At 67.3% G+C, this 25,489-nt stretch carries 25 protein-coding genes; 3 read left to right on the forward strand and 22 right to left on the reverse strand.

Annotated elements, in window-relative coordinates:
• Positions 1-7: 7 nt before the first annotated feature.
• The 3 genes from J2S76_RS09790 to J2S76_RS09800 are packed head-to-tail and all read right to left on the reverse strand — an operon-like array spanning position 8 to position 4,406.
• On the reverse strand, positions 8-1,198 hold the full coding sequence (locus tag J2S76_RS09790) for a xanthine dehydrogenase family Fe-S subunit (protein WP_307059925.1): 1,191 nt from the start codon (positions 1,196-1,198) through the stop codon (positions 8-10).
• Positions 1,195-2,010, reverse strand: coding sequence for an FAD binding domain-containing protein (locus J2S76_RS09795; RefSeq protein ID WP_307059927.1), 816 nt, complete (start codon positions 2,008-2,010; stop codon positions 1,195-1,197). The genes J2S76_RS09790 and J2S76_RS09795 overlap by 4 nt, the downstream gene beginning before the upstream one ends.
• Complete coding sequence (locus tag J2S76_RS09800) at positions 2,007-4,406, reverse strand: xanthine dehydrogenase family protein molybdopterin-binding subunit (protein ID WP_307059929.1); 2,400 nt, start codon at positions 4,404-4,406, stop codon at positions 2,007-2,009. The genes J2S76_RS09795 and J2S76_RS09800 overlap by 4 nt, the downstream gene beginning before the upstream one ends.
• A gap of 164 nt (positions 4,407-4,570) precedes the next feature.
• Between J2S76_RS09800 and J2S76_RS09805 the strand changes: the two genes are divergently transcribed.
• Positions 4,571-6,865 carry a xanthine dehydrogenase family protein molybdopterin-binding subunit gene (locus J2S76_RS09805; RefSeq protein ID WP_307059932.1) on the forward strand — a complete coding sequence of 765 codons (2,295 nt, stop codon included), beginning with the start codon at positions 4,571-4,573 and terminating at the stop codon, positions 6,863-6,865.
• Positions 6,866-6,871: 6 nt separating this feature from the next.
• On the opposite strand, the gene J2S76_RS09810 is transcribed toward J2S76_RS09805, so the two are convergent.
• The 19 genes from J2S76_RS09810 to J2S76_RS09900 form a co-directional block, all read right to left on the reverse strand.
• A complete protein-coding gene (locus tag J2S76_RS09810) occupies positions 6,872-7,591 on the reverse strand; it encodes a phosphoribosyltransferase (protein WP_307059933.1) in 720 nt (239 codons plus the stop codon).
• Complete coding sequence (locus J2S76_RS09815) at positions 7,588-9,150, reverse strand: GMC family oxidoreductase (protein ID WP_307059935.1); 1,563 nt, start codon at positions 9,148-9,150, stop codon at positions 7,588-7,590. The genes J2S76_RS09810 and J2S76_RS09815 overlap by 4 nt, the downstream gene beginning before the upstream one ends.
• Positions 9,151-9,175: 25 nt before the next feature.
• Complete coding sequence (locus J2S76_RS09820) at positions 9,176-9,673, reverse strand: hypothetical protein (RefSeq protein ID WP_307059936.1); 498 nt, start codon at positions 9,671-9,673, stop codon at positions 9,176-9,178.
• 5 nt (positions 9,674-9,678) lie between these two features.
• Positions 9,679-10,515 (reverse strand): carbohydrate ABC transporter permease, encoded by an 837-nt coding sequence (locus J2S76_RS09825; RefSeq protein WP_307059937.1) that lies wholly within the window; start codon positions 10,513-10,515, stop codon positions 9,679-9,681.
• A gap of 11 nt (positions 10,516-10,526) precedes the next feature.
• Complete coding sequence (locus tag J2S76_RS09830; protein WP_307059938.1) at positions 10,527-11,450, reverse strand: carbohydrate ABC transporter permease; 924 nt, start codon at positions 11,448-11,450, stop codon at positions 10,527-10,529.
• A 229-nt stretch (positions 11,451-11,679) separates the two neighbouring features.
• Positions 11,680-13,080 carry an extracellular solute-binding protein gene (locus J2S76_RS09835; protein WP_307059941.1) on the reverse strand — a complete coding sequence of 467 codons (1,401 nt, stop codon included), beginning with the start codon at positions 13,078-13,080 and terminating at the stop codon, positions 11,680-11,682.
• A 31-nt stretch (positions 13,081-13,111) separates the two neighbouring features.
• A complete protein-coding gene (locus J2S76_RS09840) occupies positions 13,112-14,248 on the reverse strand; it encodes an ABC transporter ATP-binding protein (RefSeq protein ID WP_307059943.1) in 1,137 nt (378 codons plus the stop codon).
• A complete protein-coding gene (locus J2S76_RS09845) occupies positions 14,245-15,345 on the reverse strand; it encodes an ABC transporter ATP-binding protein (protein ID WP_307059945.1) in 1,101 nt (366 codons plus the stop codon). Before J2S76_RS09845 ends, J2S76_RS09840 begins: the two co-directional genes overlap by 4 nt.
• A 147-nt stretch (positions 15,346-15,492) precedes the next feature.
• The gene (cofC, locus tag J2S76_RS09850; RefSeq protein ID WP_307059947.1) at positions 15,493-16,158 is read right to left on the reverse strand and encodes a 2-phospho-L-lactate guanylyltransferase; all 666 of its coding nucleotides are present in this window, start codon (positions 16,156-16,158) and stop codon (positions 15,493-15,495) included.
• Positions 16,155-17,090 (reverse strand): 2-phospho-L-lactate transferase, encoded by a 936-nt coding sequence (gene cofD, locus J2S76_RS09855; protein WP_307059950.1) that lies wholly within the window; start codon positions 17,088-17,090, stop codon positions 16,155-16,157. Before cofD ends, cofC begins: the two co-directional genes overlap by 4 nt.
• Positions 17,087-17,860, reverse strand: coding sequence for a coenzyme F420-0:L-glutamate ligase (cofE, locus tag J2S76_RS09860; RefSeq protein ID WP_307059952.1), 774 nt, complete (start codon positions 17,858-17,860; stop codon positions 17,087-17,089). Before cofE ends, cofD begins: the two co-directional genes overlap by 4 nt.
• A 3-nt stretch (positions 17,861-17,863) precedes the next feature.
• Positions 17,864-18,865 (reverse strand): glucose-6-phosphate dehydrogenase (coenzyme-F420), encoded by a 1,002-nt coding sequence (gene fgd / locus J2S76_RS09865; RefSeq protein ID WP_307059953.1) that lies wholly within the window; start codon positions 18,863-18,865, stop codon positions 17,864-17,866.
• Positions 18,866-18,959: 94 nt separating this feature from the next.
• Entirely contained in the window at positions 18,960-19,412 is a 453-nt protein-coding gene (locus J2S76_RS09870; RefSeq protein WP_307059955.1) for a type II 3-dehydroquinate dehydratase, read from the reverse strand.
• A 26-nt stretch (positions 19,413-19,438) separates the two neighbouring features.
• Positions 19,439-20,065 (reverse strand): glutathione S-transferase N-terminal domain-containing protein, encoded by a 627-nt coding sequence (locus J2S76_RS09875; protein WP_307059958.1) that lies wholly within the window; start codon positions 20,063-20,065, stop codon positions 19,439-19,441.
• A complete protein-coding gene (locus tag J2S76_RS09880) occupies positions 20,062-20,487 on the reverse strand; it encodes a GlcG/HbpS family heme-binding protein (RefSeq protein ID WP_307059960.1) in 426 nt (141 codons plus the stop codon). The genes J2S76_RS09875 and J2S76_RS09880 overlap by 4 nt, the downstream gene beginning before the upstream one ends.
• Positions 20,488-20,548: 61 nt before the next feature.
• Positions 20,549-21,223 carry a DUF1028 domain-containing protein gene (locus J2S76_RS09885; protein ID WP_307059962.1) on the reverse strand — a complete coding sequence of 225 codons (675 nt, stop codon included), beginning with the start codon at positions 21,221-21,223 and terminating at the stop codon, positions 20,549-20,551.
• Between the two features lie 10 nt (positions 21,224-21,233).
• Positions 21,234-21,656, reverse strand: a complete 423-nt coding sequence (locus J2S76_RS09890; RefSeq protein WP_018389501.1) for a RidA family protein — start codon at positions 21,654-21,656, stop codon at positions 21,234-21,236.
• Between the two features lie 43 nt (positions 21,657-21,699).
• Positions 21,700-22,191 carry a flavin reductase gene (locus J2S76_RS09895; protein WP_307059964.1) on the reverse strand — a complete coding sequence of 164 codons (492 nt, stop codon included), beginning with the start codon at positions 22,189-22,191 and terminating at the stop codon, positions 21,700-21,702.
• A 12-nt stretch (positions 22,192-22,203) separates the two neighbouring features.
• Complete coding sequence (locus J2S76_RS09900; RefSeq protein WP_307059965.1) at positions 22,204-23,667, reverse strand: 4-hydroxyphenylacetate 3-hydroxylase family protein; 1,464 nt, start codon at positions 23,665-23,667, stop codon at positions 22,204-22,206.
• A gap of 89 nt (positions 23,668-23,756) precedes the next feature.
• Here J2S76_RS09900 and J2S76_RS09905 point away from each other — a divergent pair, with 89 nt between their 5' ends.
• Entirely contained in the window at positions 23,757-24,701 is a 945-nt protein-coding gene (locus J2S76_RS09905; RefSeq protein WP_307059968.1) for a LysR family transcriptional regulator, read from the forward strand.
• Between the two features lie 107 nt (positions 24,702-24,808).
• Entirely contained in the window at positions 24,809-25,411 is a 603-nt protein-coding gene (locus J2S76_RS09910; protein ID WP_307059969.1) for a HutD/Ves family protein, read from the forward strand.
• Positions 25,412-25,489: the final 78 nt, after the last annotated feature.

The following is a 25,489-nucleotide window of genomic DNA, read 5'->3' on the forward strand; positions in this document are numbered from 1 at the left end:
CCTGCCTTCAGGCCCGCCGAAACAGGCGCCTGAGCCAGTCCTTCACCAGCGAGAACAGCAGCGACCCGGCATCAAGCGGGGCAGGCTGCGCTGGGACGGCATCGCCCCGCAGCAGGCCGGCAAGGTTGGTCGCGAACGCCGCTGTCAGGCGCTCGGCCAGCTCGCGGGCGAGCGCTCCACGGCTCATCTGGGCGAGCGGGCCCTGCAGCACATAGGCGACCTCCACCCGGACGCGGGTCGCTGTCGCCCCCGGCAATTCGTCGAGGCCATAGACCAGCCGCGCCTGAACCCGCGTCGCGCTGCGCCGATCGACACCACCGCCTTCGATCGTCCCGGTCCAGTTCGCCGGATCAGCGGCGATCACCCCTGTGCCGCCGAAGGCGGCCTGGATCGGCCCGAGCTTGACCGCCATCTCGGCATTCACCGAGTGTCCGTCGCTGGGTGCGGTCAGCCGCGCGCCCGGCAGGCAGCCGATCACCCGCCCCGGGTCCTGGAACAGCGCCCAGACCTTTGCCCGCAGCGCCGGCACCTCGAACTCCTGCACCAACTCCACCGGGTTGCACAGCTTCTCCGGCACGAAGGCGGCGCTGGCGGCCGGCACGTCCTCGCCTCGGCCGGGGCGCTCATCCCCCGAGGTTGAAAGCCGCGTCGGTGTCACCGGCAGGGTTAGCGGCGAGACGTGGAGCGGGGGAGCGACCGCCCCGCCGCGCGTCACCACGGGCGCTTCGCCGGCCGCACCGCGCTCGGCAGCCACCGCCCGGATGGCGCGGAGAATGCCGATATAGCCGGTGCAGCGACACAGATTGCCCGCCAATTCGTGGCGGATCACGGCATCATCCGCGCCGGGCAGCCGCAGCACGATATCCCGCGCCATGATGAGCATGCCGGGCGTGCAGAAGCCGCACTGCAGCCCGTGCTCCCCCATGAAGGCCTCGCGCAGGCGCGCCGTAACGGGATCGTCCGCCAGCCCTTCCACCGTGGTGATGACGGCACCGTCGAGCGCGACGGGAAAGGCGATGCAGGCACGCGCCGGCGCGCCGTCGATCAGCACGGTGCAGGCCCCGCACACGCCGTGCTCGCAGCCCAGATGCGTGCCGGTGAGCAGCAGTTCCTCGCGCACGAAATCAGCAAGGTGCTGGCGCGGCTCGACCTCTGCCTCAATGTCGCGGCCGTTGACGGAAAGACGGATCGGCTTCATGCCGGCTGACCTTCGGTTGCCAGCGCGGCAATGGCTTGCCGGACGACCTCGCGGCGGAGGCGGAACGCGGCTGGATCGGCGGCAAGGCCGGCCGCGCGCAGGATGTCGTCGATGATCTCGGGGGAATCGATGGCAGCGCCGGCCTCGGCGATCACCAGTTGCCGTGCCTCCGTGGCACCGATGGCGAGGCGGTGAACCTTGCTTTGCCGGTCGACCAGCACGGCACACATCGCTTCGGCGAACTCTCCGACCTTGCGGCAGGACTTGCGATAACCGAAGCGCGCCTGCGCCGAGCGGCGCGGCACAACAACCCCGGTTATGATCTCGCCAGGCGCCAATGCCGTCTCGAAGGCGCCGAGGATGAACGCTTCGACAGCCAATTCCCGCGTCCCGGCGGGCCCGACCAGATGCACACGGGCGCCGAGCGCCGCCAGCGCCGTCGGCCAGTCGGCGGCGGGGTCGGCATGGGCAAGGCTGCCGCCGATCGTACCGCGATTACGCACGGCGCGATAGGCGATGCCGCGCGCCACACGGGCAAGAAAGCCCGGCGTCGGGTCCGGCACCGCGCCGTCCTCGAACTCGGCATGGGTAAGCGCGGCACCATAGAGGATGCCGCCCGGCCGCGCCTCGACGCGCCGCAGGTCAGGCAGGCGGGAAATGTCGACTACGCATTCCGGCCGGGCGAGGCGCAAATTTAGCATTGGGCCGAGGCTCTGCCCGCCGGACATTGGCCGGGCGCGGCCCTCCGCCAGCGCGGCAGTGGCGCCGGCGAGATCGTCCAGTCGCAAATAGTCGAAACGCGCGGCCTTCACGACGCAAGCCTTTGCGCAGATGACTTCTGTCGCGCCGCCTCGACCGCCTCGCGCACCCGACGCGGCGTCATTGGCGAAACCGTCATCTCGACGCCGAGCCCGGCCAGCGCGTCGTTGATGGCGTTGCCGATCGCCGCCGGCGGGGCAATGGCGCCACCCTCGCCTATGCCCTTCTGGCCGAAGCGCGTATTGGGCGAGGGCGTCTCCATATGGGCGATGCGTACATCCGGCATCTCGCCGGCGCCGGGCAGGAGATAATCGGCCAGGGTCGAGGCCAGTGGCTGCCCGTGCTCGTCATAGGCCATCTCTTCATAAAGAGCGGTGCCGATGCCCTGCGCCGTGCCGCCATAGATCTGGCCGTCCACGACCATCGGGTTGAGCAGTACGCCGCCATCCTCGACGATGACGTAGTCGAGGATCTCCACCTCCCCGGTTTCCGGCGCCACCGCCACCACGCAGGCATGGGCGGCATAGGAGAAGGTGCCGGTGTCGACGGTCGGCCGATAGCCGGCGACGAGGTCCAGCCCGTCCGGGTCGATGTCGGCGGGAAGGTTCTGCGGCGCGAGATACCAGGTCGCCGCAACCTCCTTGAAGCTCACCGAGCCCTGCGGGCCGACCACCTGTGCGTCACGCACCGATACGGCCTCCAGCGGCGCCTGCAGCAGATGCGCGCCGATCCGGGCGATCCGCCCGGCGAGCCGCTCGCAGGCACTCGCCACCGCGCCGCCGGCCATAACAGCCGATCGCGAGCCCCAGGTGCCGGTGGAATAGGGCGTCATGGCGGTGTCGCCATGGACCACGTTCACCAGTTCCGGGTCGATGCCCAGCACCTCGCAGGCGACCTGCGCCAGCGTCGTCTCCATCGACTGGCCATGGCTCTGGCTGCCGATCCGGACTTCCAGCGTGCCGTCCGGGGTCAGCCGGGCGCCGCAGGACTCAATGCCCGGCACCATCGGAATGCCCCAACCGTGATAGACCGAGGTGCCGTGTGCGCCCTGCTCGCAATAGACGGCATAGCCAAGGCCGATGCGCCGGCCGTCCGATTCTCCGGCCTTCTGGCGGGCCCGCACATTCTCATGGTCGACCATCGCGAAAGCCCGTCGCAGGCTCTCGGGATAGTCGCCCATGTCGAAATCCTTGCCGGTGATCGAGGTGAACGGCATCTGATCCGGGCGCACCAGATTGCGCTGGCGCACCTCATAGGGCTCCAGCTCGGCGGCGCGCGCCACCGCGTCGATCATCAGTTCCATCGCCGTGCAGACGCCGGTGCGGGCGACGCCGCGATAGGGCACGATGGGCGGCTTGTTGGAGCAGACGGAATAGGTGCGGCAGCGATAGGCCGGCAGGTTGTAGGGACCCGGCAGGTTGGACACCACCTGCGCACCCTCGAGGCAGGCGGAGAACGGGTAGACCGAATAGGCGCCGGCATCGACATGCGCCTGCGCCTCCAGCCCGAGCAGGCGGCCGTCTTCGTCCGCATAAGCGGTCATCACATAATGATGCTCCCGGCAATTGGCGGCAGCGACCAGATGCTCGCGCCGGTCCTCCAGCCATTTCACCGGGCGATCCAGCTTCAGCGATGCCCAGGCGCAGCAGACTTCCTCGGGCTGAAGCAGGCCCTTCCAGCCGAAGCCGCCGCCGACATCGGGCGCCACCACACGGATCTTGCGGGTGTCGAGCCCCAGGCACTCCGCAAGGCCCGAGCGGACGATGTGCGGCATCTGGGTCGAGGTCCACAGGGTGAGTTGCTCGACGGTGCGATCGAACAGGGCGATGCAGCCCTTGCCCTCCAGCGGCGCCATGCATTGCCGGCTGGTCCGCACCTCGCGGGTCACCTGAATGGGTGCGTTCTTCACGCTGTCGTCGAAGTTTTTCTCGGTCGCGGAGACCAGGAACACGTTTTCCGGCCAGTCCTCATGGATCAGCGCGGCGCCTTCCTTAGCCGAGCGCAGCATGTCGACATTGGCGGGAAGCTCTTCGTACTCGACCTCGATCTCCTCGCAGAGATCCTCGGCGAGCGCCCGGGTTTCCGCCAGCACCATCACCACCGGCTCGCCGACAAAACGCACCTTGCCGCTCGCCAGCGAAGGCTGGGCGGAGACGCGAAAGCTCGGCAGGCCGGTCTTCGCCAGAATGTCCTTCACTCCCGCCATGTCGGCATGGACGAAGGCGCGCCCGTGCAGATGCGCCGGAATATGTATTGCCTTGATCCGCGCATGGGCCAGCGAGGAGCGCAGGAAAGCCGCTTCCAGCTGGCCCGGAAATCGCATGTCGCCGATGAACCGCCCGCGCCCGGCAAGCAGGCGGGCGTCCTCCTTGCGGCGAACCGAGGCGCCGACGCCTTTATGCGCCTTCACATCGCCAGCGCGCTCGCCATCGTGCCCAAGGGCGCCCATTGACAACTCCCGCGGGCTCAGCCCGCATCCGACTATCTCGTTTGATTATCGACATTATCGCTCGATATGTGCTTATCTTTACATAGATAGAATGATTAGAAAAGATGCAGTTGCGAGACTGCTGCGTTGCGCGCCACTCTGATGGGAAGCTGAAGGGGAAAGCCATGAAATTCGGGGTTGGCCAGCCATTCCGCCGGGTCGAGGATCTGCGCTTCATCACCGGCACCGGCCGCTTCACCGACGATTACCGCTTCGAGGGAGAAACCTTCGCCTGCGTGGTGCGCTCACCCCTCGCCCATGGGGTGATCAACGGTGTGGACGCGGCGGCCGCCTGCGCGATGCCCGGCGTGCTGGCGGTCTACACCGCCATCGATCTTGCCGCCGACGGGATCGGCGCGCTGCCAGTGGTCATCGTGCTGGACCACGCGGAAGGTGGGCCCATGCCGCAGCCTCCGCACACGCTGCTGGCCGTGGACAAGGTGCGCTATGTTGGCGAGCCGGTGGCCTTTGTCGTGGCGGAAACGGCGCGTGCCGCGCTTGAGGCCGCCGAGGCGGTGGAACTCGACATTGCCGACCTGCCAGCTGTGGTCGAGCCGGCAGCGGCGCTGGCGGACGACGCCCCGCTGCTGTTTGACGAAGCCCCCGGCAATCTCGCTTTGCACTGGCAGCTCGGCGACATCGCCGCAGTGGACGCTGCTCTCCAAGCCTCCACCCGTTTGGTTGAGCTGGAGCTGGTCAACAACCGCATCGTCGTCGCCTCGATGGAGCCGCGCAACGCCATCGGCCTTTATGACCGGGAGAGCGGGCAGTTCACCCTCGTCAGCGGCAGTCAGGGCAGCCACATGATCCGAGACTTCATGTTCGAGGGTGTGTTCGGCCTGCCGCCGTCGCAGCTGCGCGTCATCACCCCGGATGTCGGTGGCGGATTTGGTATGAAGGCTATTCCCTATCCCGAGCAGGCGCTCGTGCTTTACGCCGCGCGCAAGCTCGGCCGCCCGGTGCGCTGGCAGTCGAGCCGTGCCGAGGCCTTTCTTTCCGACACGCAGGGGCGCGACAATTTTTCTCGCGCCACGCTGGGGCTGGATGACGGTTCCCGCTTTACCGCCTTGAAGGTGGAGACGCTGGCGAGCGCCGGCGGCGCACTTTCCGCCTTCGGCGTCTACTGCCCCACGCTCTCCGGCCCGCCCATGGCGCCCGGTGTTTATGTCATCCCGTCCGTCGCCACCGATGTGCGCATCGCCTACACCAACAATGCGCCGATGGACGCCTATCGCGGCGCCGGCCGCCCGGAGGCCGCCTATCTCATCGAGCGTCTGGTGGACAAGGCGGCGCGGGAGATCGGCCTGAGCCCGATAGCGCTGCGCGAGATCAACATGATCGCGCCCGAGGAAATGCCCCACCGCACCGCGACGGGCGTCGTCTACGATTCCGGCGACTTCGCCGGGGTGATGAAGGCGGGGCTGCTGGCGGCGGATTGGGACGGATTCGCCGCCCGGCGCGAGAAAGGCGACGGCCTGCTGCGCGGCATCGGCCTCGGTTATTATATCGAGCGCACCGGCGTGCCCGGAAAAGAGGGTGCCGTGGTGCAGATCGGCACTGATGGCACTGTCGTGGTCCATGTCGGCACCCAGTCGACCGGACAGGGTCACGAGACCACCTATGTGCAAATGACCGCCGAAGCGCTGGGCATTGACCCCTCGCGCATCGCGGTGAAGACCGGCGACACCGACCAGCCGCTGCCCTCCGCCGGCGGCACGGTAGCCTCGCGCTCCATGGTGCATGGCGGCGGCGCCCTGCGCCTCGCGACCGGAGCGGTCCTGGGCAAGGCGAGCCGGGAAGCCGCGCACCTCCTCGCCGTCGACGAACGCGAGCTGGACTTCGATGCCGGCATCTTCCGCGTGCCGGGCACCAACCGCCATGTCGGGCTGCTGGAGATCGCGGCGCAAGTCGGCGGGCTGGAAGGTGTCGGCGATTTCGAGCAACTGGCCGGTACCTTCCCGAACGGGGCCCATGTCTGCGAGGTCGCCGTCGATCCGGAGACCGGGCACATCATCGTGGAACGCTATACGGTGGTCGATGATTTCGGACGGACGCTCAACCCGCTGGTGCTGAGCGGGCAGGTGCATGGCGGCATCGCCCAGGGGATCGGCCAGGCGATGATGGAGCGCGCGGTCTACGACCCCGACAGCGGTCAGCTTCTTTCCGGCAGCTTCATGGATTACGGCCTGCCGCGGGCGGACGACCTGCCCTTCTTTTATGTCTCCACCCACAACGTGCCCTGTACGACTAACCCGCTCGGCATCAAGGGCGCGGGGGAAGCCGGCGCCATCGGCGCGCCGCCGGCCTTCGTCAATGCGGTGGTGGACGCGCTGGCGCCGCTCGGCATCACCCATCTCGACATGCCGCTCACCCCCGGGCGGGTGTGGCAGGCGATACGAGAGGCGCAGGGCGAGGGCTGATGAGGTTCAGGGTACGTCCGGCATGGTCGCGTCGACCGGCCACCAGCCATCCGCGCGCTGGGTGAACAGCGGGCAGCCATAGGCAGCGCGCACCTGCGGGGGAGCCAGCACGCCCTCGATCGCCGCGGCCCAGCGACTGGTCTGCTTCATCGCCACCACCATGCCGGCGAGCCTCGCCCCGGCACGCTCCAGCAGCCGGCAGGCGGCGAGCGCGGTCGCCCCGGTCGAGATCGCATCGTCCACCAGCAGCACGCGGCGCGCCTCGACCAGCGGCAGGAGGTTGGGATCGAGCCGCAGCCGCTTGCCGGCCTCGGGACTGGTGATCGAGGACACCGGCTCGGAGAGGTCGTCGCGGTACCAGAACTTTTTGGAGTAGCCGAGCGGAACGTAGCGCGGCTGCCCCAGCCGCTCCGCCACTAGGGCGGCGAAGGAGAGGCCGAGCGTCGGCAGGCCGACGACGCAGTCCGCCTGGAACCGCTGCGCCTCGTCCGCCATCGCGTCGGCGAGAGAGCCCACCACCGCATGCGAGGCCTGGTTGGCGATCAGCGAGGCGGCGGCATGAACGCCATCCGGCAGGCGGCGCAGCGGCAGCACCAGAACCTGCCCGTCGGCCAGCCGCACCGGATAGCCATGATGGTGCGGCGGCGTGAAGGAGAAGCGCGCAGGCGGCTCGCGGGTCAGCTCCTGCCAGTAGGCCAGCGTCGGTTCGGTGAAGTCCTCGCTCACAGCGCGCCGGCCGCCATCTGGCCCGCCATGAAATCGGCCTGCCGTATCGCCAGCGCGACGATGGTCAGTGTCGGGTTGCAGGCGCCGCCGGTGGCGAAGGCACTGCCGTCAGCGATGAACAGGTTCGGCACCTCATGCGCGCGGCCATGGCCGTCGAGCACACCGTCCTCGGCCCGAGCGCTCATGCGGTTGGAGCCGAGATTGTGGCTGGCGGGATAGGCCGGCGCCTCGATGGAGCGCTTCGCCCCCGCCGCCTGATGGATGGCGACCATGCTCTTGTAGCCGTGGCTGCGCATCTTCAGATCGTTGGGGTGCTCGTCATAATGGATGTTGGCGACCGGCACGCCGAAGGCGTCGAGCTCATCGGTCAGCGTGATGCAGTTCCCGGCCTGCGGCATGTCCTCACCGGAGAGCAGCATGCCGGCTATGTGGGCGTAACGCTCGATGACGCCGGCGAAATCGCGCCCCCACCAGCCTGGATCAAGGAAGGCGGCGGTGGTCGGCAGCCCCATGGAGTTCAGCTCGACATAATAGCCGCCGGCAAAGCCGCGCGCGGGGTCATGGCGGACGAAATCATTGACGACGCCGGTCATGATCTCGCCGCGGTGCATGTTCACCGGCTTGTCGAACACCGACCAGACAGTCTGGATGATGTGGCGCAGATAATAGCGCCCGACATTGCCATGGCCGTTGGCGAGGCCTTGCGGAAACAGGCCGCTGGCGGAATGCAGCAGCAGGCGGGAGCTCTCCACGCAATTGCCCGCCAGCACCACCGCCCGCGCCTTCTGCCGGTGGCGCGTGCCGGCCGCGTCCACATAGACCACGCCCGACGCCTTGCCGGCCTGGTCGTGCTCGATGAGGACGGCGCGGCTTTGCGGTCGCAGTTCCAGCTTGCCTGTGGCCAGCGCACGCGGGATCTCGACATTCAGCGTCGACCAGCGCGAACCGACCTTGTCGCCGGTGACGGTGAAGCCGTCCTGAATCGTTGCCGGCCGCCCATCATAGGGGATGGGGTTGATCGCCTGCCGGCCTGTGGAGGCATGAAGTCCCAAGGCCGACGCCCCGGCATACATCACCTTGAAGTTGTTGTTCGCCGGCAGGCCGGGCAGGCCATTGGTGCGGGTCACGCCCATCTTGGCCTCGGCGAGGTCGTAATAGGGCTCCAGCTCGTCCAGCGTGATCGGCCAGTCGATCAGGCTGGCGCCGGGAATGTCGCCATAAACGGTGCGCGCCCGCATCTCGTCCGCGATCAGCCGATAGCAGCAGCCGGACCAGTGCGTGGTGGTTCCACCCACCACCTGGCAGCTCCAGCTCGGCGTCGCCGGATGGTCGCGGGCGACGCGCCAGTCGCCCGATGCCGTGCGCTTGTCGAGCCAGGACAGCATCTCGTAGCCGCCCCACTCGTCATTGACGAAGTCCTCGGCGGTCAGGTGCTTGCCGGCTTCCAGCAACACCACATCGACGCCGCGTCGCGTCAACTCATGGGCGAGCGTGCCGCCGCCCGCACCCGAACCGATGATGACGACGACGCCGGCATCGTCGAGTTCATACTGTGTCATCGTTGGACCCTTGATGTGAGCAGAGTCAGATGCCGGCCGGGGGGTCCGGCAGCCAGTCGAGATCGTTGAAGCCGCGCGTCGCATAGCCGCCGAGATGCACCGAGGCGCCCTCATAGCCGAAGGCCTGCCAGACCTCGACATCGTCATAGAGGAAGCGGACGGTGGAGCGCTGGACCAGCCGGAAGGCCGCGCTGGTCTCCATGCCCTTCAGCACCGCCACCCGGTAGCTCTCTGACAGTTCGCGGAAGGGTAGCGGCATGGCCGCGTCCACTCGGTCGACGAATTCAGCGAAGGACTGGGCGGCGGCGGGGGAGTGCGCCGCCATGCGGTCGAAATGAAGAACAACCCGGCGATAGACCCGCTCGGGCAGACCGTCATGGGGGTAGAGGGTGCGGGCGGCGGCGAGGAGCGTATGCGCCACGTCGCGGTCGAGGAGTGTCAGCGCCTCCACCCATTCCGGTCCTTCCGCGACCTCGATCGGTGGCGGCAGTTTCGGGTCCTTGTGAGCCTTGATCCCTTCCATTCCCATCATCCCTTCACCGCGCCGAGGGTGAGGCCGCGCACGATGTGACGCTGCAAAACGAAGACCACGGCGAGGACGGGCAGCAGCGCGGTCATACCGACCACCGCCATCTCGCCCCAGCGCACGCCCTGCGAGGTGATGAGTTTGGGGATGGAGACCGGCAGCGTCTGCACCGCCCGCCCGCCGAGCATGAAGGCGAACAGGAACTCGTTCCAGGCAAAGATGAAGCACAGCACGGCGGTGGCGACGATGCCGTTGCGCAGCAGAGGAAACACCACGCGGCGGAAGATCTGCGGCTTCGACCAGCCTTCCAGCGCCGCCGCCTCCTCCAACTCGACCGGCAAATCGCGGCAGAAGGAGCGCAGTACCCAGATGTAGAAAGATAGGTTGAATGTCATATAGGCCAGCGTTAGGCCCAGGAAGGTGTCGAGCAGCCCGACCTTGGCAAAGATCAGGTAGAACGGGATGACGAGACACACGGGCGGGGCCATGCGCGAGGCGAGGATGAATAGGAACAGGTCATCCTTCGCCCGCATCTCGAAGCGGGCAAAGGCATAGGCCGCCGGCGTGCCGATGATGACCACCAGCGCCGTCGACACGGTGCACAGCAGGAACGAGGTCAACAGGTACCAGTGGAAGCCATGCTCAAGCACGTAGCTGAAATGCTCCAGCGTCGGCATGAACAGAAACTGGGTCGGCCGGGCGAACATGGCGTCGTTCGGCTTCACCATCATCGACGCCATCCAAAAGATGGGGAACAGCATGATCGCGGCATAGACGACAGTGACGCTGGTCCAGAGCAGAGCCTTGGAGCCTTCGGGGCGGCTTTGTGCTTCGGCCATGGCGAGTTTCCTCAGAAGGCGTTCAGGCGCTTCTTGGCGACCTGGTAGAAGACGTTGCAGAAGGCGAAGAAGGCAAGCCACACCAGCACCGCGAGCGCCGAGGCCTCGCCGATGTTCCAGAATTCGAAGGTCATCTTGTTGGCGAGGATGGAGGGCGTCTCGGTGGCGATGCCGGGCCCGCCCCCGGTGAGGATGTAGATGGTGTCGAACACCTTGAAGGCATCGATGAAGCGCAGCAGGCCGATGACCGCCAGCAGCGGCGTCATCATCGGCAGGGTGATATGGAAGAACATCTGCAGCGGGTTCGCTCCATCCACCGCCGCCGCGCGATAGGGCCCCATGGGCAGCGCCTGCAGGCCGGCAAAGAAGGCCAGCATCATGAAGGGCGTCCATTGCCAGATATCGACGAAGATCAGCGCGTAGAGAGCGAACTCCGGTGAGGCGAAGACCGACGTGCCCTCAAGCAGATTGAAGCGCTCCAGCACGTTGTAGGACAAGAACCCCCACGAGCCGGCCAGCATGATCTTCCACAGCAGCCCGACGACGATCGGCGCCATCATGGTCGGCATGAACAGCAGCGGCACGAGGATGGAACGCCCGCGCACATTCTGGTTCAACACCAGCGCGCCGGCCAGCCCGAGCATGAATTCCACCGGCACCGCGATCAGCACGAAAGTGGCGGCGACGCCGATGGAGTTCCAGAAGCGGGGATCGGTGAGCAGCACCGCGTAATTTTCGAAGCCGATGAAGTCGGTCACGCGACCGAACTTGGCGGCGTGGAAGCTCAGATAGATCGTGTAGAGGAACGGCACGAGCGAGACCACGACCAGCATGATCATCGACGGCGCGATGAGAAGGTACGGGTACCAGAGCCGCTCGCGCGGCAGCGGAGCCAGCGCATCCGTGGCCGTGATGGTGTCGCCGGCGATCGCCATGGTGGTCCTCGTGGTCGTCCGAAGGGGAAAGGCGCCCCCGCCGCTTTGCGGGAGAGACGGAGTTTCTGGGCGATGTGGGCGGGATAACCATCCTGAGGTGCCCGGCTTCTGCCGGGCCTTGAAGGAAGGTCGTCCGGGTGCGCCCGGAACCTCCATCCGTCGAGGCGCGCTGAAGCGCGCACCTCAGGATGACGGGAACCCCGTCACAACAGGCGTCAGAGCCGGCGCGTCACAGCAGGCACTTGGTGCAGAGCTTGAGGAGTTCCGCCTGACCTTTCTTGGCGCCCTCTTCCGGGGTGATCCGGCCGAGGCCAACTTCCTGCGCGACGCCGCTCATCACGTCGTAGATCTCGTAGAATTTCGGCATCTTCGGCTTGGCCTCGGCTACGTCGAGGGTCGCCTTCATCGCGACATAGAGCGTCTTGTTGGCCGAGCCGGTGATTGCCGGCAGCGCCCACGACGACTCACGGATCGGCACGCCGCCGGCGCCGAGCGCGATCAACTTGTCCTGCTGCTTCTTGTCGGCGAGCCACTGCAGGAAGATGAAAGTGGCCTCGGGGCTCTTGGAGGCGGCGCTGATGACGGTGACCGACGGTTCGGCCTCGGCATAGCGCTCCTTTGAGCCGGCCTTGATCGGGATCGGGCCGTAGACGAATTTGCCGGCGAGCGGCGAAACGCCGGGCTTGTCAATGCCGAGCACGAAGTCCGACCAGGCGATGGACTGCGCCGCAATGCCGTTGCCCATCACCGTCGGCACGTCAACCAGCGAGTATTCGGCGATGCCGGGCGGGGCGAATGTCCACAATTCATGCCACATCTTCAGCGCGGCAACGGTCTGCGGGCTGTCGAAGTCCGGCTTGCCGGCGGCATCGATCAGGTTGCCGCCGTAATTCTTGACGAAGTTGTTCCATAGCGTCGGGAAGGTAGAACCACCCTTGATGCCCTCAAGCACGATCCCGTAAAAATCGCTCTCCAGCGGCTTGCCGGCGAGCATCGCACCCTTCTTGCGGGTGAAGAATTCCGCGATGTCGCGCATCTGCTCGATGGTGGCGGCCGGTGCCAGCTCATAGCCATATTTGGCCTTGAACGCTTCCTTCTCACCGGGGTCGTTCAGCAGGTCGGCGCGCGCCCAATAGATCTGGTTATAGTTCCAGTTGATGAAGGAATACTGCTTGTCGCCGACAAAAGCCGCCGTCTTGAACGGGTTCTGGATGAAGTCCGCCGAATTCAGGTTCGGGTTGGCGAGCTTCGGATTGGTGACGAAATCGTTGAGCTCGCGGATCACCCCGGCCGAGATCATCGGGCCGAGCTGGAAGCCGTGCAGCATGATGGCATCATAATAGCCGCGGCCAGACAACATGTCGGCCTGGCCCTTGTTGATGACCTCAAAGTGGTTGAGCAGTTCCCACTCCACCTTGATGCCGGTCTCCTTCTGGAAGTCCGGCACGATCTTGGACAGGGTCTCCTGCAACGGCGTGATCTCGTCGAGCACGCGGATCGTGCTGCCCTTATAGGGTTTGGCCGCCTCGGCGTAGAAGGACGTGTCGTCCGCCTGCACCTTTGCCACCGGTGCCATCAGCACGGTCGAGGCCGCCAAGGCGGCGGCGAAACACCAGAACCTGCTCTTCATCGCTCTTTCCCTCTGTTTATGGTAAGCGGCTTCAAGTGCCGGGCAGCGCGCGGCCCGTCGTCCCGTCGAAAAGCGCGAGCCCCTCCTTCGGGAACATCAGTCCCACCGGCCGGCCGATGCCATCGCCCCAGCCGTCCCCGAGCGAGGCGGCAATGGCCATACTCGTCTTCGCCTTGGCGAGCATGGCGCCGAGATCGAGGGTGACGATGGCGTGCTTTCCGAACGGCTCGTTGGAATAGACTTCGGCGCCCACTGCGCCGGTTGTGTCTGGTGCGGCGAAAGCAATGTCATCCGGCCGTATGCCGAGACTGACCGCATCGCTGCCCGCCTGAACGGCCGCCCGGGCGAGGGCCGGCGGTAGGGCGAGGCGCAGCTCCCGGCGGGTGAAGAACAGCGTGCCGTTCTCCCGCTTCAGCTGCCCCTCGATCAGGTTCATCGGCGGGTCGCCGAGCAGCCGGGCCACCCGTGTGCTCGCCGGCCGTAGCCAGATGTCCTCCGGGGTGCCGACCTGCTCAACACGCCCGCCATCGATCACCACCACACGGTCGCCGACCGAGAGAGCTTCCATGCCGTCCGGCGTCGACCAGAGGGTCGGCACCTGCTGGCCGGCGAGGCGGCGGCGGATTTCGCCGCGCAGCTTGTGGCGCAGCTTGGCGTCGAGATGGGAGATCGGCTCGTCGAGAATGTAGAGGTCCGGCGCCTGCACCAAGGTGCGGGCGAGCGCCACCCGCTGCTTCTGCCCGCCCGAGAGCGCGCCTGGAAGCCGATCGCCGAGATGGTGTATTTCCAGCAGTTCCAGCACCTCGTCGACGCGCGCGGCGGCCGCTGCAGGATCGAGCCGGCCGCTTGGGGCCTGCAGCGGGGAGAGTGCATTGCCGCGCACGGTGAGGTGCGGATAGAGCGCATAGGATTCAAACATCAGCGCGACACGCCGCTGCTGCGGCGGCACGCGTGCGAGATCCAGGCCACCCAGCGCCACGCTGCCGGCATCGGGCCGCTCCAGCCCGGCGAGAATGCGGCAGAAGGTGGTTTTGCCGGCACCTGAGGGCCCGGTAAGGGCGACCAGTTCGCCCGGCGCGATGTCGATGCCGATGTCGTGCAAGACCTGATGGGCGAAGCTCTTGCAGATGCCGAGCGCGGCAAGCCCGGTCGGGACCGAAGCACTCATGGCACAACCTCCCGGTTTCGCCCGCTCACGGCGTCGAAGACCAGCAGCCGCGCCTCGTCGATGCCCAGCGTCACCCGGTCGCCCGTCCGCCAGGGCGCGGGACCGGGGATTTCCGCAATCAGCTTCACCGCCGCTTCGCCCGTGGAGTCGAGGGCGACGGTGAGAATGTCGGCATCGCCGCGCGGCTCGCGATAGACGATGGTGCCGCGCGCCTCTCCCGCCGCGTCTGGCCCACGCACCGCGATGTTCTCCGGACGGATGCCGGCGATGATGACGCTGGCGCCCGCCGGCAGCGTGCCGAGGCGCGCCGAGCCGAGCCGCGTGCTCCACCCCGCGCCGACCACGCGGCCTCCCTCGGCAAGGGTGGCTTCCATCAGGTTCATCGGCGGCTCGCCGATGAAATTTGCGACAAAGAGATTTGCCGGATGCTCATAGAGGTCCTGCGGCGCGCCCACCTGCTGGAGCACGCCATGGTTCATCACCGCCACCCGGTCCGCCATGGCGATGGCCTCGGTCTGGTCATGGGTGACGAGGATGGACGTGACCTGCCGCAGCTTCTGCAGCCGTTTGATCTCGGCACGCAGCTGCACCTTCTGGTCGGCATCGAGATGGGAGAGAGGCTCATCGAACAGGATCACGTCGGGATCGCGCACCAGCGCCCGGCCGATCGCCACCCGCTGCTGGGCGCCGCCGGAAAGGCCGCGCACATCCTGCTCCGCCATCTGCCGCAGCCCGAGCAGCTGCAGCACCTCGCCGATGCGCTGCGCCGCCGGCTGGCCGGTAATGCCGCGCACCTTCAGCGGGAAGGCGACGTTTTCCCACACGGTCATGCGGGGATAGAGGGCGTAGTCCTCGAACACCATGGCGATGTTGCGCGCCCCGGGCGCAAGATGGGACACCGGCCGCTCGCCGAAATAGATCTCGCCCGAGGAGACGGCCTCGATGCCCGCCGCCATCTTCAGCGTCGTGCTCTTGCCGCAGCCCGAGGGACCGAGCAGCGCCAGCATTTCTCCCGACGCGCAGGCGAGGTCGAGCTGGCTGACCGCATTAACCTCGCCGTAGCGCTTGGAAACGGAGACAAAGGCGATGGATGACATCCGGCACTCCAGGGCTATGCCGATGATCCATCCAAGTTCTGTGCCAAAATGTGCTGGTTTATAGAAACTCAGGATAACTTAAGCTCGCGCGGGTCGATCACGCCGCGCCTGCACAAAACGACGCCTCGTGCGCGCAGGCTGCACCGATTATGAGCAGCGCACGGAGGCGAGCAGCCGGCCGGTGCTTGACGAAGGCGGAAGGCCCCTCAGCCGGCGCACTGCTTGCGGCGTGTCGATGTCGCGCGCGAACCCGGGAAAGCGCTCAGGCTCATGCAGCTGCGGCACAATGCCGAGCGCCCGCGCGCCCTCCCGGTGCCGCGCAAAGCTCCCCGGGCCGAAGGCAAAGTCCAGCGCCGCCGGCGGCGTGACCAGCAGGCCATTGGTGCCCTGCCGGTCCTCTGCCGGAATCAGGCTGACCGCCCGGCCCGGCCCATGGCTGGCAATGAACCCGTCAATCTCCGTCGCCGTCACGGCCGGCAGGTCGCCGGGCAGCACCAGCGCCGCCGCGCACCCTTCCGCGGCGAGGACGGCGGCCGCCTCGGTCGCTGCGGCATTGAGGCCGCGAACCTCGCGCTCGATCAACCAATGGCCGCCATGGTCCCGCGCCAGCCGGCCCGCCTGCAGATCGGCGGTGATCACAGCAAAGCCGGCCAGCGCCCGCGCCTCCCGCAGCGCCGCCAGCACGTCGCACAGCATGGCCTGCGCCAGTTCCTGGCGGAAAAGGGGAGTGAACGCGCCGGCGAGGCGCTGCTTGGCGAGGGTGAACGGCTTCACTGGCACGACCGCCCAGATGCCACCCGTCTTTGCGTTCATGCAAGTCGCGCCGCCAGGCCGAGCACGAAACGGGCGAGGCGTTGCTTGTCGGCGAGGCTGCGCATCAGGGTCGGGGTGGCGGCAATTTGCATTCCCGCGATCGCAAGGCCGGCATCAGCTTCGTCGACCACGAAGGCGTCGATCAGCCCTTCATAATGGCGCGCCACCGTTTCCGCGCTTGGCTCCAGCCCGAGCTCGGCCATCATCTTCGCCGTCGGCCCCTTCACCGCCTGCCCGGCGATGATCGGCGAGACGGCGATGACAGGCGCGGCGCACCCGGCCAGCGCCGCCCGCATCCCGGGCACGGCGAGAATAGGATCGACGCTGAGATAGGGGTTGGACGGGCACAGGATCACCGCCCGCAGGGCCGGATCGGCAAAGGCCGCCGCCACCTCCGGCGCCATCCGCGCCTCACCGGCGCCAGCGAAATCGAGCCCGACCACGCGCGGCTCGCAGCGCCGGCGGACGAAATAATGCTGGAAATCCAGCCATCCCTCGTCGGTGTGCACGCGGGTGGCGACCGGCTCGTCGCTCATCGGCACGATCCGCGCGCCGATGCCGAGCCGGCGCCGCAGCGCCTCCGTCACCTGCGAGAGCGTCTCGCCCGCCGCCAGGCGCCGCGTGCGCTCGACATGGATGGCGAGATCGCCATCGCCGAGCTGGAACCAGGCCTCGCCGCCCAGTTCCGCCAGCGCGCGCGTGAAGGTCCACGTCTCGTCACGCCGTCCCCAGCCCTTCACCGGGTCGTCGAGCCCGGCCAGCGTGTAGAGCAGCGTGTCGATGTCGGGCGAGATGTGCAGGCCGAGATGGCGGAAATCGTCGCCGGTGTTGGCGATGATGGTCAGCTCCCCCGGCGCCAGCACGCGGTCGAGGCCCAGCGCCAGCTTGGCGCCGCCGATACCGCCGGAAAGCGCGATCACCTGCCCGCTCATCGGAACAAATCCTCGGTTTCGGGGCGCAGGAGTTCAGCCGCCGGGTTCGGCGGCGCGCGCCAGGTGAGGCCGCGCATGAGAACAACCGGCCGCCCCTCATCCGCCGGCCCCATCAGCAGCGAGGCCGACGCGGCAATTTCATCAGCGAAGCCAATCATCGTGACCTGAAGGGCCCGGCCGAACAAATCCGGGTCGCCGCGCCGGTCGATCAGCGCCGGCAGGCCGGCCGCGCCGATGGCGATTCCCATCGTGCCGCGCCGCCAGGGCCGGCCAAAACTGTCATTGATTACCACGCCGACCGCCGCCCCGCTCGCCGCATGGAGCCGCGCCCGCAGACTTTCCGCGCTGGCGTCCGGGTTGTCAGGCAGCAGCAGCGCCACGTCACGCCCGTCTGAATCGACATTGGACTGGTCGATGCCGGCATTGGCCATGATCAGCCCGAGCCGGTGCTCGACGATCAGCACATGCGGCCGGGCGCGCACCACCCGGCGGCTTTCGCGCAGCACCAGTTCGACCAGGCGCGGGTCCTTAAGCACCTGACTGGCCAGCGTTTTCGCCTCCGCAGAAGGCTCGATGGCGGCAAGGTCGACGAGCCTGCCCTCGGCCTTGGAGACGATCTTCTGCGCCAGCACGACCACATCGCCATCCTGCAGTGGCACGCCCGCCCGCGCCACACCTTCGACGACCAAGCGGGAGAGATCATCTCCCTGGTTCACAAAGGGAAAATCCGGCAGCGCGATGAGTTCGAGGCGGGCGGGGGTCGCGGGCATGGCTCAGCCCAAGGCCGCGCGCAGCTTGGGCAGCACGGCGCTGGAATAGAGGCGCAGGAACCGCTCCTGGTCCTCGCCGGGGGCGTGGAACACCAGATGGCGGAAGCCGAGGTCGACATAGGGGCGGATGCGCTCGACATGCTCGTCGGCGTCGTCGGAGACGATCCAGCGGCTGGCCGCCCGCTCGGCCGGCAGCGCATCGGCGAGGCGCTCCATCTCCAGCGGGTCCTCGACCGAGTGCTTCTCCTCCGGCGACAGCGCCAGCGCCGCCCAGTGGCGCGTGTCGGCCAGCGCGCGGGCCTTGTCGGTGTCGAAAGAGACCTTCATTTCGATCATCCGGTCGTAATCCCCGGCCCGGCCGGCCTCCTCCAGCCCGGCGGCGACGTTGGGAAGCAGCGTGTCACGGTACAAATCCCAGGATTTTCCGCTGGTGCAGATGAAGCCATCACCGGCGCGCCCGGCAAATTTCGCCACCATCGGCCCGGCACCGGCGATGTAGATCGGCACGGGTTCTTCCGGTCGATCATAGATGGTGGCGCGCTCGGTCCGGTAAAACGCTCCCTCGAAGCTTACGCGCTCCTCGCTCCAGAGCTGGCGGATCAGACGCACGGCCTCGCGCAGGCGGGCGAAACGTTCCTTCATCTCCGGCCACGGCGCGCCGGTGGCGGGGACTTCATTGAGCGATTCACCGGAACCGACACCGAGAATGACGCGCCCGGGGTAAAGCTGCCCCAGCGTTCCGAAGGCCTGGGCGACCATGGAGGGGTGGTGGCGGAAGGTGGGGGTGAGGACGCTCGTGCCCATTACGATGCGCGAGGTCGAGGCGCCCAATGCGCCGAGCCAGGCGAGGGCGGAGGGGGCGTGCCCGCCCGTGTGGCGCCAGGGCTGGAAATGATCGCTGACGAAGACGGAATCGAAGCCGCAGCGCTCCGCCAGAACGGCGTAGTCGAGCAGCCTGCGCGCGTCGAACTGTTCCGCCGACGCCTTGTAGCCGAGCCTGAGCATGATCCCTCCTGCCGTCGAGAGGGAGGATCATAGAGTCATATCGTCGTGCAGCACAATATGATAAATTATCTTTCTAAAACAATGAACTGACTTTTCATTTCCGTCGTATATGCGCGATCAGCGCCTCCACCGCGACGCCGTAGCCGGAGGGCCCCAGCCCGATGATGCAGCCCATCACCGCCGCCGCCAGAGGGGCGTGGTGGCGGAATTTCTCGCGCTGGAACACGTTGCTCACATGCACCTGGATCGCCGGCTTTGCCACGGCCGCGAGGGCGTCGAGCAGGGCGATCGAGGTATAGGACAGGCTGCCGGCATTGATGACGATGCCGTCCGCCCCCATTTGTGCCTCCTGAATCCAGTCGACCAGCACGCCCTCATGGTTGGACTGGCGGAAATCCACCGTTGCGCCAAGGGCTTGCGCCCGCGCCCGGCAGTCCTGCGCGATATCCTCAAGGGTCAGCGAACCATAGGGGCCGGTGGGGTCGAGGCCATAGAGATTGGTGTTGGCACCGCTGAGGACGAACAGGCGGACGGGCGACAGGCTCATGATATCTAACGCTTTTCCGGGACGGGTCAGGCAACGCGCTCATGCGGGCGGGTGGCGGCCATGGAAGGGCGCGCATCGAAGGCGGCGAACCATGCCGCCGCCGCCGGCCGGCCCTGCCGCCATTGCAAATCCGCATAGCGGAAGTCGAGATAGCCGAGCGCGCAGCCAAGCGTAATCAGGCCGATGTGGTGGAGTGTCGGTGCAATGAGGCCAGTGTGTGCAGCCTGCTCGATCACATCGAGCCCGCCCGCGATCTTGGCCATCTGCCCCTGTGACCAGTCCGGCCAGCGCAGCGGCTCCGGGCGCATCACGCTCTCATAGCGCAGGCCGACGGCGGCATCGAGGAGGCCGTCGCCAAGCGCCTGCAGGGTCAGCGCCGGCCAGCGCGCCGGGCCGGTGGGGAAGAGCGCGGTGTCGCCGGCGAGGTCGGCGAGATATTCGCAGATGACGGCGCTGTCATAGAGCGCGGTGCCGTCATCCAGCAGCAGCGCCGGGATCTTGCCGAGCGGGTTCAGCGCCGTCAGCGCCGGGTCGCGCTCGAGCGGGCTGGCGGCGTTGAAGACGATCTCGATCCGCTCCGTGAGGCCGGTCTCCCGCGCGACGACCATGACCTTGCGCACAAAAGGCGATGTGGGGGCGTGCAGCAGCTTCACGGGATCTGGTCCTCCGCCCCGATGGCGGCCAGCGCGGCGCGCGCCACTTCGACATCCTCCGCCCCCTTGCCCGAGCCCACCCCGATGCCGCCGACGCAGACGCCGTCGATGATGATCGGCAGGCCGCCTTCCAGATTGGTCAGCCGCTGGCCGGCGGCGAGCGAGAGCTTGATCTCGTCGGCCGGGTTCAGCCGGGAGCTCGGCTGGCGGTGCGAGGCGGCGGTGATCGCCTTCGACAGCGAGGTCTCGCGCGAGAGCAGCTTGGCGCCGTCCATCCGCACGAAGGCGAGGAGATTGCCGCCCTCATCAACGATGTTGATGTTCTGAGGCACCCCCATCGCGCTCGCCTTGGCGACGGCGGCGGCAAGCATTTTCAGCGCCCCCTCATGGGTGAGCTTCAGGGCCGGGCGGGTGACGGACATGGGGCCTCGCGGGGCTGGCGGGAGGGGGCAGGCGGAGAGGGATGCGTGCTTCGAGGCGCGCTCACTCATCCCCCGGCACGCCATAGGACGGCGCGGTGGAGGGGTCGAGGGCGCGGGTGACATAGGCCTCCATCTGCGGCTTCCACAGCTCCCACAGAGCGGCCAGCGCGCCGATCGGGTCGCTCTCATGCCAGTCGACGCGCAGATCGGCCACCGGCCACGCCACCTTGTCGACGATGAGCATGCCGACCGAATGCACCGGGCCCTCCTCGCCGCCGGCCAGCAGCGCGGCGTTCATGGCAGCGATCAGGCGATCGCCGAGGGGTCCATGCGCGTCCGCGAAGGCCTCGATCATGGCCTGCGGCACATGCGGCGAGGAGAGGAGGTTGCCGGCCGCCACCACGCCCTCGCCTTCGGCGATGTGATGGGTGCCGAGCGTCCTGGCGCCGGAGAAGCCGGCGGTGCGGCCCTGCGCATCGACCAGCGCGACCTGGCGATAGTCGATATGCGAACCTTCGGCCCGCAGCCGGGCCAGCGCTTCCGGCGCCGACAGGCCGGACGCCATCAAATCCAGCCCCTTGGGCCCCAGGGTGGGGTCGGTGATGTTCTGCGTCGCCACCGCCCCCACCCCGGCGCGGGCATGGGCGCAGCGCGCCGCCACGCAGGGCGAGGAGGAGGACACCGCGATGCCGAACTGGCCGGTGCGCGGGCAGCGGGCGGAAATGGAGAAGGTCATGCCCGCGCCCTCACGCGGGATCGGGAATGACAGCGGTGATCTCGATTTCCACCACCCATTCCGGCCGCGCCAGAGCGGGCACCACAAGGCCGGTGGAACAGGGGAACACGCCGGCCAGCCACTTGCCCATTTCCTGATACACCGCCTCGCGGTAGCGGATATCGGTGAGGTAGACGACGATGCGGCAGATATGGCTCATCTCGCTGCCCGCTTCTTCCAGCAGCATCTTGATATTGGCCATCGCCTTGGCGGTCTGCGCGCCGGCATCGCCGACATGGAGGCTCTCACGCGTGTCGAGGTCCTGCGACACCTGCCCGCGCAGGAACACCATGGTCCCGCGCGCCACCACGCCCTGCGAGAGGTCGTTGTTCAGCTTCTGCTCGGGGTAGGTTTCCTTGGTGTTGAAGGGGCGGATGCGCGTGTGCGTCGGCATGAAGGGGCTCTTTGCTGGAGAATGAAGAGACAGGGGACGGCGCTCACGCCACTTCGAGCCGGCGGTAGCTGCGGTTGGAATAGACCAGCGGGTGTTCGGCATGGGTTTCGATCGCCACCACGTCGCCGGTGATGATGCGGTGGGTGCCGTAGTCGAACACCTCAGCCAGACGGCAGTCAAAGCGACACAAGGCCCCCTGCAGCAGCGGCGCGCCGGTGGTGAGGCCGTCCCATTGCCCGGCGCCGAAGCGGTCCTCGCGCAGTTCCGGCACCAGCCCGGCGAAGCTATCCGCCACGCGCTGCTGGCCCTGCGCCAAGATGTTCGCCGCGAACACGCCATTGGCGAGCAGCACCGGCAGGCAGCGGCTGTCGCGGTGCAGGCAGAACAGCAGCGAGGGCGGCTCCAACGACAGCGAGGACAGGCTGGATACGGTGACGCCGACACGGCCATGCGCCCCGTCGCTCGTCACCACGGTCACGCCGGCCGCGGTGCGGCCCATGGCGTGGCGGAAGGCGGCGGGGTCGATGGCGTGCATAGGCGGGGGTCCCTAGTTGGTGCCAGTGACTTTGCCCACCACCTTGTCCGACAGCCCGGCCGCCTTGCGGACGAAATCGAGCGGGCCGGAGAAGTCGAAGGCGTTGTAGACGGCGTTCAGATGATTGAAGTGCGGCGCCTGCGCGAACTGCACGAAGGTGAGCCGGTGGCCGGCATAGTCGGAGTTCAGGAGGTCGCGGGCGAAGGCCAGCAGCTTGCGGCGGTCTTCCGATTCCCACTGCTTGTTCAGCGTGTAGAACTTCTTCAGCCAGTCGCCCGAGCCGGCATTGTGGAAGGCGGCGGCGTTCGGGGTGACGCAGATCTGCCCGCCGCACAATTCGCGGGCAATGTGCATCATCGCCGGCAGGTTGGCGCAGCCATGCACGCGGCCGGCATAGAGCATCGACTGGTTGGGCATCAGCAGCCCGCCCGGGCTCTTCTCCGCCAGCGCGATCGAGGCGGTGAGATGGGCGTTGATGCCCTCGCGATAGACCACCAGATCGGCCAGCTTCTCCCGCACCGACTGCAGCTTGTCGAGGCCGGTCTGCTTGGCGTTCCACATCGCCGCTCCGATCATCATGTCGGCGACATAGAGCAGGCGGTGGACGTAAGGAAACGCCGAGTAACGGTGCAGCGTGGCGCGGATGTACTGCGCCGCCTTGGTGTGGCGGTAGAAGAACACGTTCTCCCACGGGATCAGCACATTGTCGAAGATGACGAGGGATTCGACCTCGTCGAACTTGTTGGCCAGCGGGTAGTCCTGCGGGTCGGTGCGGCCGGCGAAGGAGGAGCGGCAGATCTGCTTCACCCCCGGCGCGCTCATCGAGATGATGCCACCCACGGCATAGTCGGACAGCGTCTCATTGGTCCAGGCGCCGACGGTGGGCTTGAGGAAGGCCTGGTCGGCATAGGCGGCGGCGGTCTCGTACTTCGCGCCGCGAATGACGATGCCGGCATCGGTCTCCTTGACCACGTGCACCATCATGTCGGGGTCCTGCTCCTGCGGCGGCAGGGAGCGGTCGCCCTTGGGATCGGTGTTGGCCGAGATGTGGAAGATGTCGTTGTCGAAGATGTTCTGCACATGCTTGTCGACATTGTCGGCAAAGCGCGGGTCATATTCGGCCAGCACGTCGCGCCCGTCGATCAGCGACCAGACTTCGCCGATGGTCTCGTCGCCGACGCGGGTGACGACGCCGCCAATGTCCTTCATGACGAGATCGACGGCCTCGACCTTGTCGTTCCAGTCCTTGGTCTCGCGCGGCGGCTTGTAGAAGATGGTGTTGCGCTTGTTCTCTTCGACATAGGTGAGGCGGTCCTGATAGGTCGCCTCATGCGCCATGTCGTACATGCGCGCGCGCACGTCGACGATCGGCTTGAAGGCGGGGTGGGTGGTGACATCCTTCACCCGCTCGCCGTCCATCCAGACTTCGCGACCGTCCTGAAGCCCCTGCCGATAGTCCTGCCCTGTGCGGATCATTGAAGCATCCTTTTCCTGTCAGGAAATATTGCGTTGGGCCGATAGATCGGTAAAATATTTTGATTCATTCCTCGACATAGAAAATCCTGATGAACATCTCGCTGCGCGCCCTGCGCTACGTCGTGGCCACCGCCGATTTCGGCAATCTGACCGAGGCGGCGCGGCATCTGAACGTCTCGCAGCCCTCGATCTCGGCGGCCATCGCCCAGTTCGAGGCGGAGTACGGCGTGCAGGTCTTCGTGCGGCACCATGCAAAAGGCGTGACGACCACCATCGCCGGCACCCGCATCGTCAATGAGGCGCGCCTGCTGCTGAACCATGCCCGCGATTTCGGCCAGAACGCCCGCGCCATGGCCGACGAGGTGCGCGGCGAGATCGCGGTCGGCTGCTTCTGGACCATCGCCACCCATTTCATGCCTGGCCTGCTCTCGGCCTTCGCCGGCTCGCATCCCGGCATCACGGTGAGCCTCGACGAGGGCGACCAGCAGCAGATTCTCGACGCGGTGGTGTCTGGCCGCACCGAGATGGCGCTGTCCTATGAATTCGCCCGGCCGGAGGAAGTGATGGCCGAGCCGCTGGCCGAATTGCCGCCCTATGCGGTGCTGCACCCGGACCACCCGCTGGCGCAGCGCGAGCGGATCAGCCTCGCGGATCTGCGCGACGAGCCGTTCATCCTGCTCGACCTGCCGCATTCGCGCGACTATTTCATGGGGCTGTTCCGCTCGGTCGGGGTGGAACCGCAGATCGCCTTCCGCTCGCGGGCCTATGAGCTGACGCGCGGCCTGGTCGGCCATGGGCGCGGCTACACGATCCAGAACGTGCTGCCGCGCACCCAGATCACCCATGATGGCGGGCGCGTCGCCTCGGTGCCGCTGACCGACACGCTGCCGCCCGTGCGGCTGGTGAGCCTGCGCCTGCGCCGGCAGGCGCCGCGCCCGGCGGTGGAAGTGTTCGCCCGCCACCTCAAGGCGGCCTTCGCGCCCGGCGGCATTTTCGAGCCCGGCACGCTCTCGCCGCGCGCGACGGTGCGCTAGCGATAGGCCGCGCCTATCCAGTGCATCCGCAAACTGTTTCCCGCAGCGATTGCCTCAAGGGCCGGCGGCTCTCTAGACCGGGACAGGATGAGCAGGGGCGAGGGGCAATGAGCGCGTTGCGGGTGATCGGGCCGTCGGACTACAAGCGCGTGCCGTGGAAGAATGGCGGCGGCGTCACGCAGGATGTGCTGCTGCTGCCCGACGGCGCCACGCATGAGGATTTCGACATCCGCATCAGCCTGGCGCCCATTGTCGAGGAAGGCCCCTTCTCCTCCTTCCCCGGCATTGACCGCCACATCACCAGGCTGAGCCGGGCGCCGCTCAGCCTCGCCTTCGCGCAGGAGACGCGGCCGCTGGCGCGGCTCGAACCGCTCTATTTCGACAGCGTGCTGCAGCCGCGCTCGGTGCTGACCGAGGGGCCGGCCGAGGTGATCAATGTGATGACCCGGCGCGGGCGCTGGCACGCGCAGGTGATGCCCGCCGCCGCCGGCCACGGCCCGCTGCTCGCCGCGCCCGAAGGCGGGCTGGTGGTGCTGCACGCGGTGACGGGCACCTGGCAGGTCGGCGATGCGGCGGGTTCGGCGCTGGTGCGCCCCGGCGAGACGCTGCTGGCCGGCGACGCGCAGACGCTGCGGATCAGCTGCGACCCCACCGGCGAGGCGCTCGTCGCCTTTCTCACCCCGACCGGCGCGCGCGGCGACGCTGCATAAGAACTGCCTATGTTATGTAACGGGTAAAAGTATTTTCCGATCCAATCTCCGCAGCGCACCATTTCCTGACAGGAAAAA

The organism is Ancylobacter vacuolatus (assembly GCF_030813595.1).
In the GTDB taxonomy this organism is placed as follows: domain Bacteria; phylum Pseudomonadota; class Alphaproteobacteria; order Rhizobiales; family Xanthobacteraceae; genus Ancylobacter; species Ancylobacter vacuolatus.

Coding starts and splice junctions, on each gene's coding strand:
- J2S76_RS09790 (WP_307059925.1), bottom strand. CDS start 1,198: ATGAAGCCGATCCGTCTTTCCGTCAACGGCCGCGACATTGAGGCAGAG.
- J2S76_RS09800 (WP_307059929.1), bottom strand. CDS start 4,406: ATGGGCGCCCTTGGGCACGATGGCGAGCGCGCTGGCGATGTGAAGGCG.
- J2S76_RS09805 (WP_307059932.1), top strand. CDS start 4,571: ATGAAATTCGGGGTTGGCCAGCCATTCCGCCGGGTCGAGGATCTGCGC.
- J2S76_RS09815 (WP_307059935.1), bottom strand. CDS start 9,150: ATGACACAGTATGAACTCGACGATGCCGGCGTCGTCGTCATCATCGGT.
- J2S76_RS09820 (WP_307059936.1), bottom strand. CDS start 9,673: ATGGAAGGGATCAAGGCTCACAAGGACCCGAAACTGCCGCCACCGATC.
- J2S76_RS09825 (WP_307059937.1), bottom strand. CDS start 10,515: ATGGCCGAAGCACAAAGCCGCCCCGAAGGCTCCAAGGCTCTGCTCTGG.
- J2S76_RS09830 (WP_307059938.1), bottom strand. CDS start 11,450: ATGGCGATCGCCGGCGACACCATCACGGCCACGGATGCGCTGGCTCCG.
- J2S76_RS09835 (WP_307059941.1), bottom strand. CDS start 13,080: ATGAAGAGCAGGTTCTGGTGTTTCGCCGCCGCCTTGGCGGCCTCGACC.
- J2S76_RS09840 (WP_307059943.1), bottom strand. CDS start 14,248: ATGAGTGCTTCGGTCCCGACCGGGCTTGCCGCGCTCGGCATCTGCAAG.
- J2S76_RS09845 (WP_307059945.1), bottom strand. CDS start 15,345: ATGTCATCCATCGCCTTTGTCTCCGTTTCCAAGCGCTACGGCGAGGTT.
- cofC (WP_307059947.1), bottom strand. CDS start 16,158: ATGAACGCAAAGACGGGTGGCATCTGGGCGGTCGTGCCAGTGAAGCCG.
- cofD (WP_307059950.1), bottom strand. CDS start 17,090: ATGAGCGGGCAGGTGATCGCGCTTTCCGGCGGTATCGGCGGCGCCAAG.
- cofE (WP_307059952.1), bottom strand. CDS start 17,860: ATGCCCGCGACCCCCGCCCGCCTCGAACTCATCGCGCTGCCGGATTTT.
- fgd (WP_307059953.1), bottom strand. CDS start 18,865: ATGCTCAGGCTCGGCTACAAGGCGTCGGCGGAACAGTTCGACGCGCGC.
- J2S76_RS09870 (WP_307059955.1), bottom strand. CDS start 19,412: ATGAGCCTGTCGCCCGTCCGCCTGTTCGTCCTCAGCGGTGCCAACACC.
- J2S76_RS09880 (WP_307059960.1), bottom strand. CDS start 20,487: ATGTCCGTCACCCGCCCGGCCCTGAAGCTCACCCATGAGGGGGCGCTG.
- J2S76_RS09885 (WP_307059962.1), bottom strand. CDS start 21,223: ATGACCTTCTCCATTTCCGCCCGCTGCCCGCGCACCGGCCAGTTCGGC.
- J2S76_RS09890 (WP_018389501.1), bottom strand. CDS start 21,656: ATGCCGACGCACACGCGCATCCGCCCCTTCAACACCAAGGAAACCTAC.
- J2S76_RS09895 (WP_307059964.1), bottom strand. CDS start 22,191: ATGCACGCCATCGACCCCGCCGCCTTCCGCCACGCCATGGGCCGCACC.
- J2S76_RS09900 (WP_307059965.1), bottom strand. CDS start 23,667: ATGATCCGCACAGGGCAGGACTATCGGCAGGGGCTTCAGGACGGTCGC.
- J2S76_RS09905 (WP_307059968.1), top strand. CDS start 23,757: ATGAACATCTCGCTGCGCGCCCTGCGCTACGTCGTGGCCACCGCCGAT.
- J2S76_RS09910 (WP_307059969.1), top strand. CDS start 24,809: ATGAGCGCGTTGCGGGTGATCGGGCCGTCGGACTACAAGCGCGTGCCG.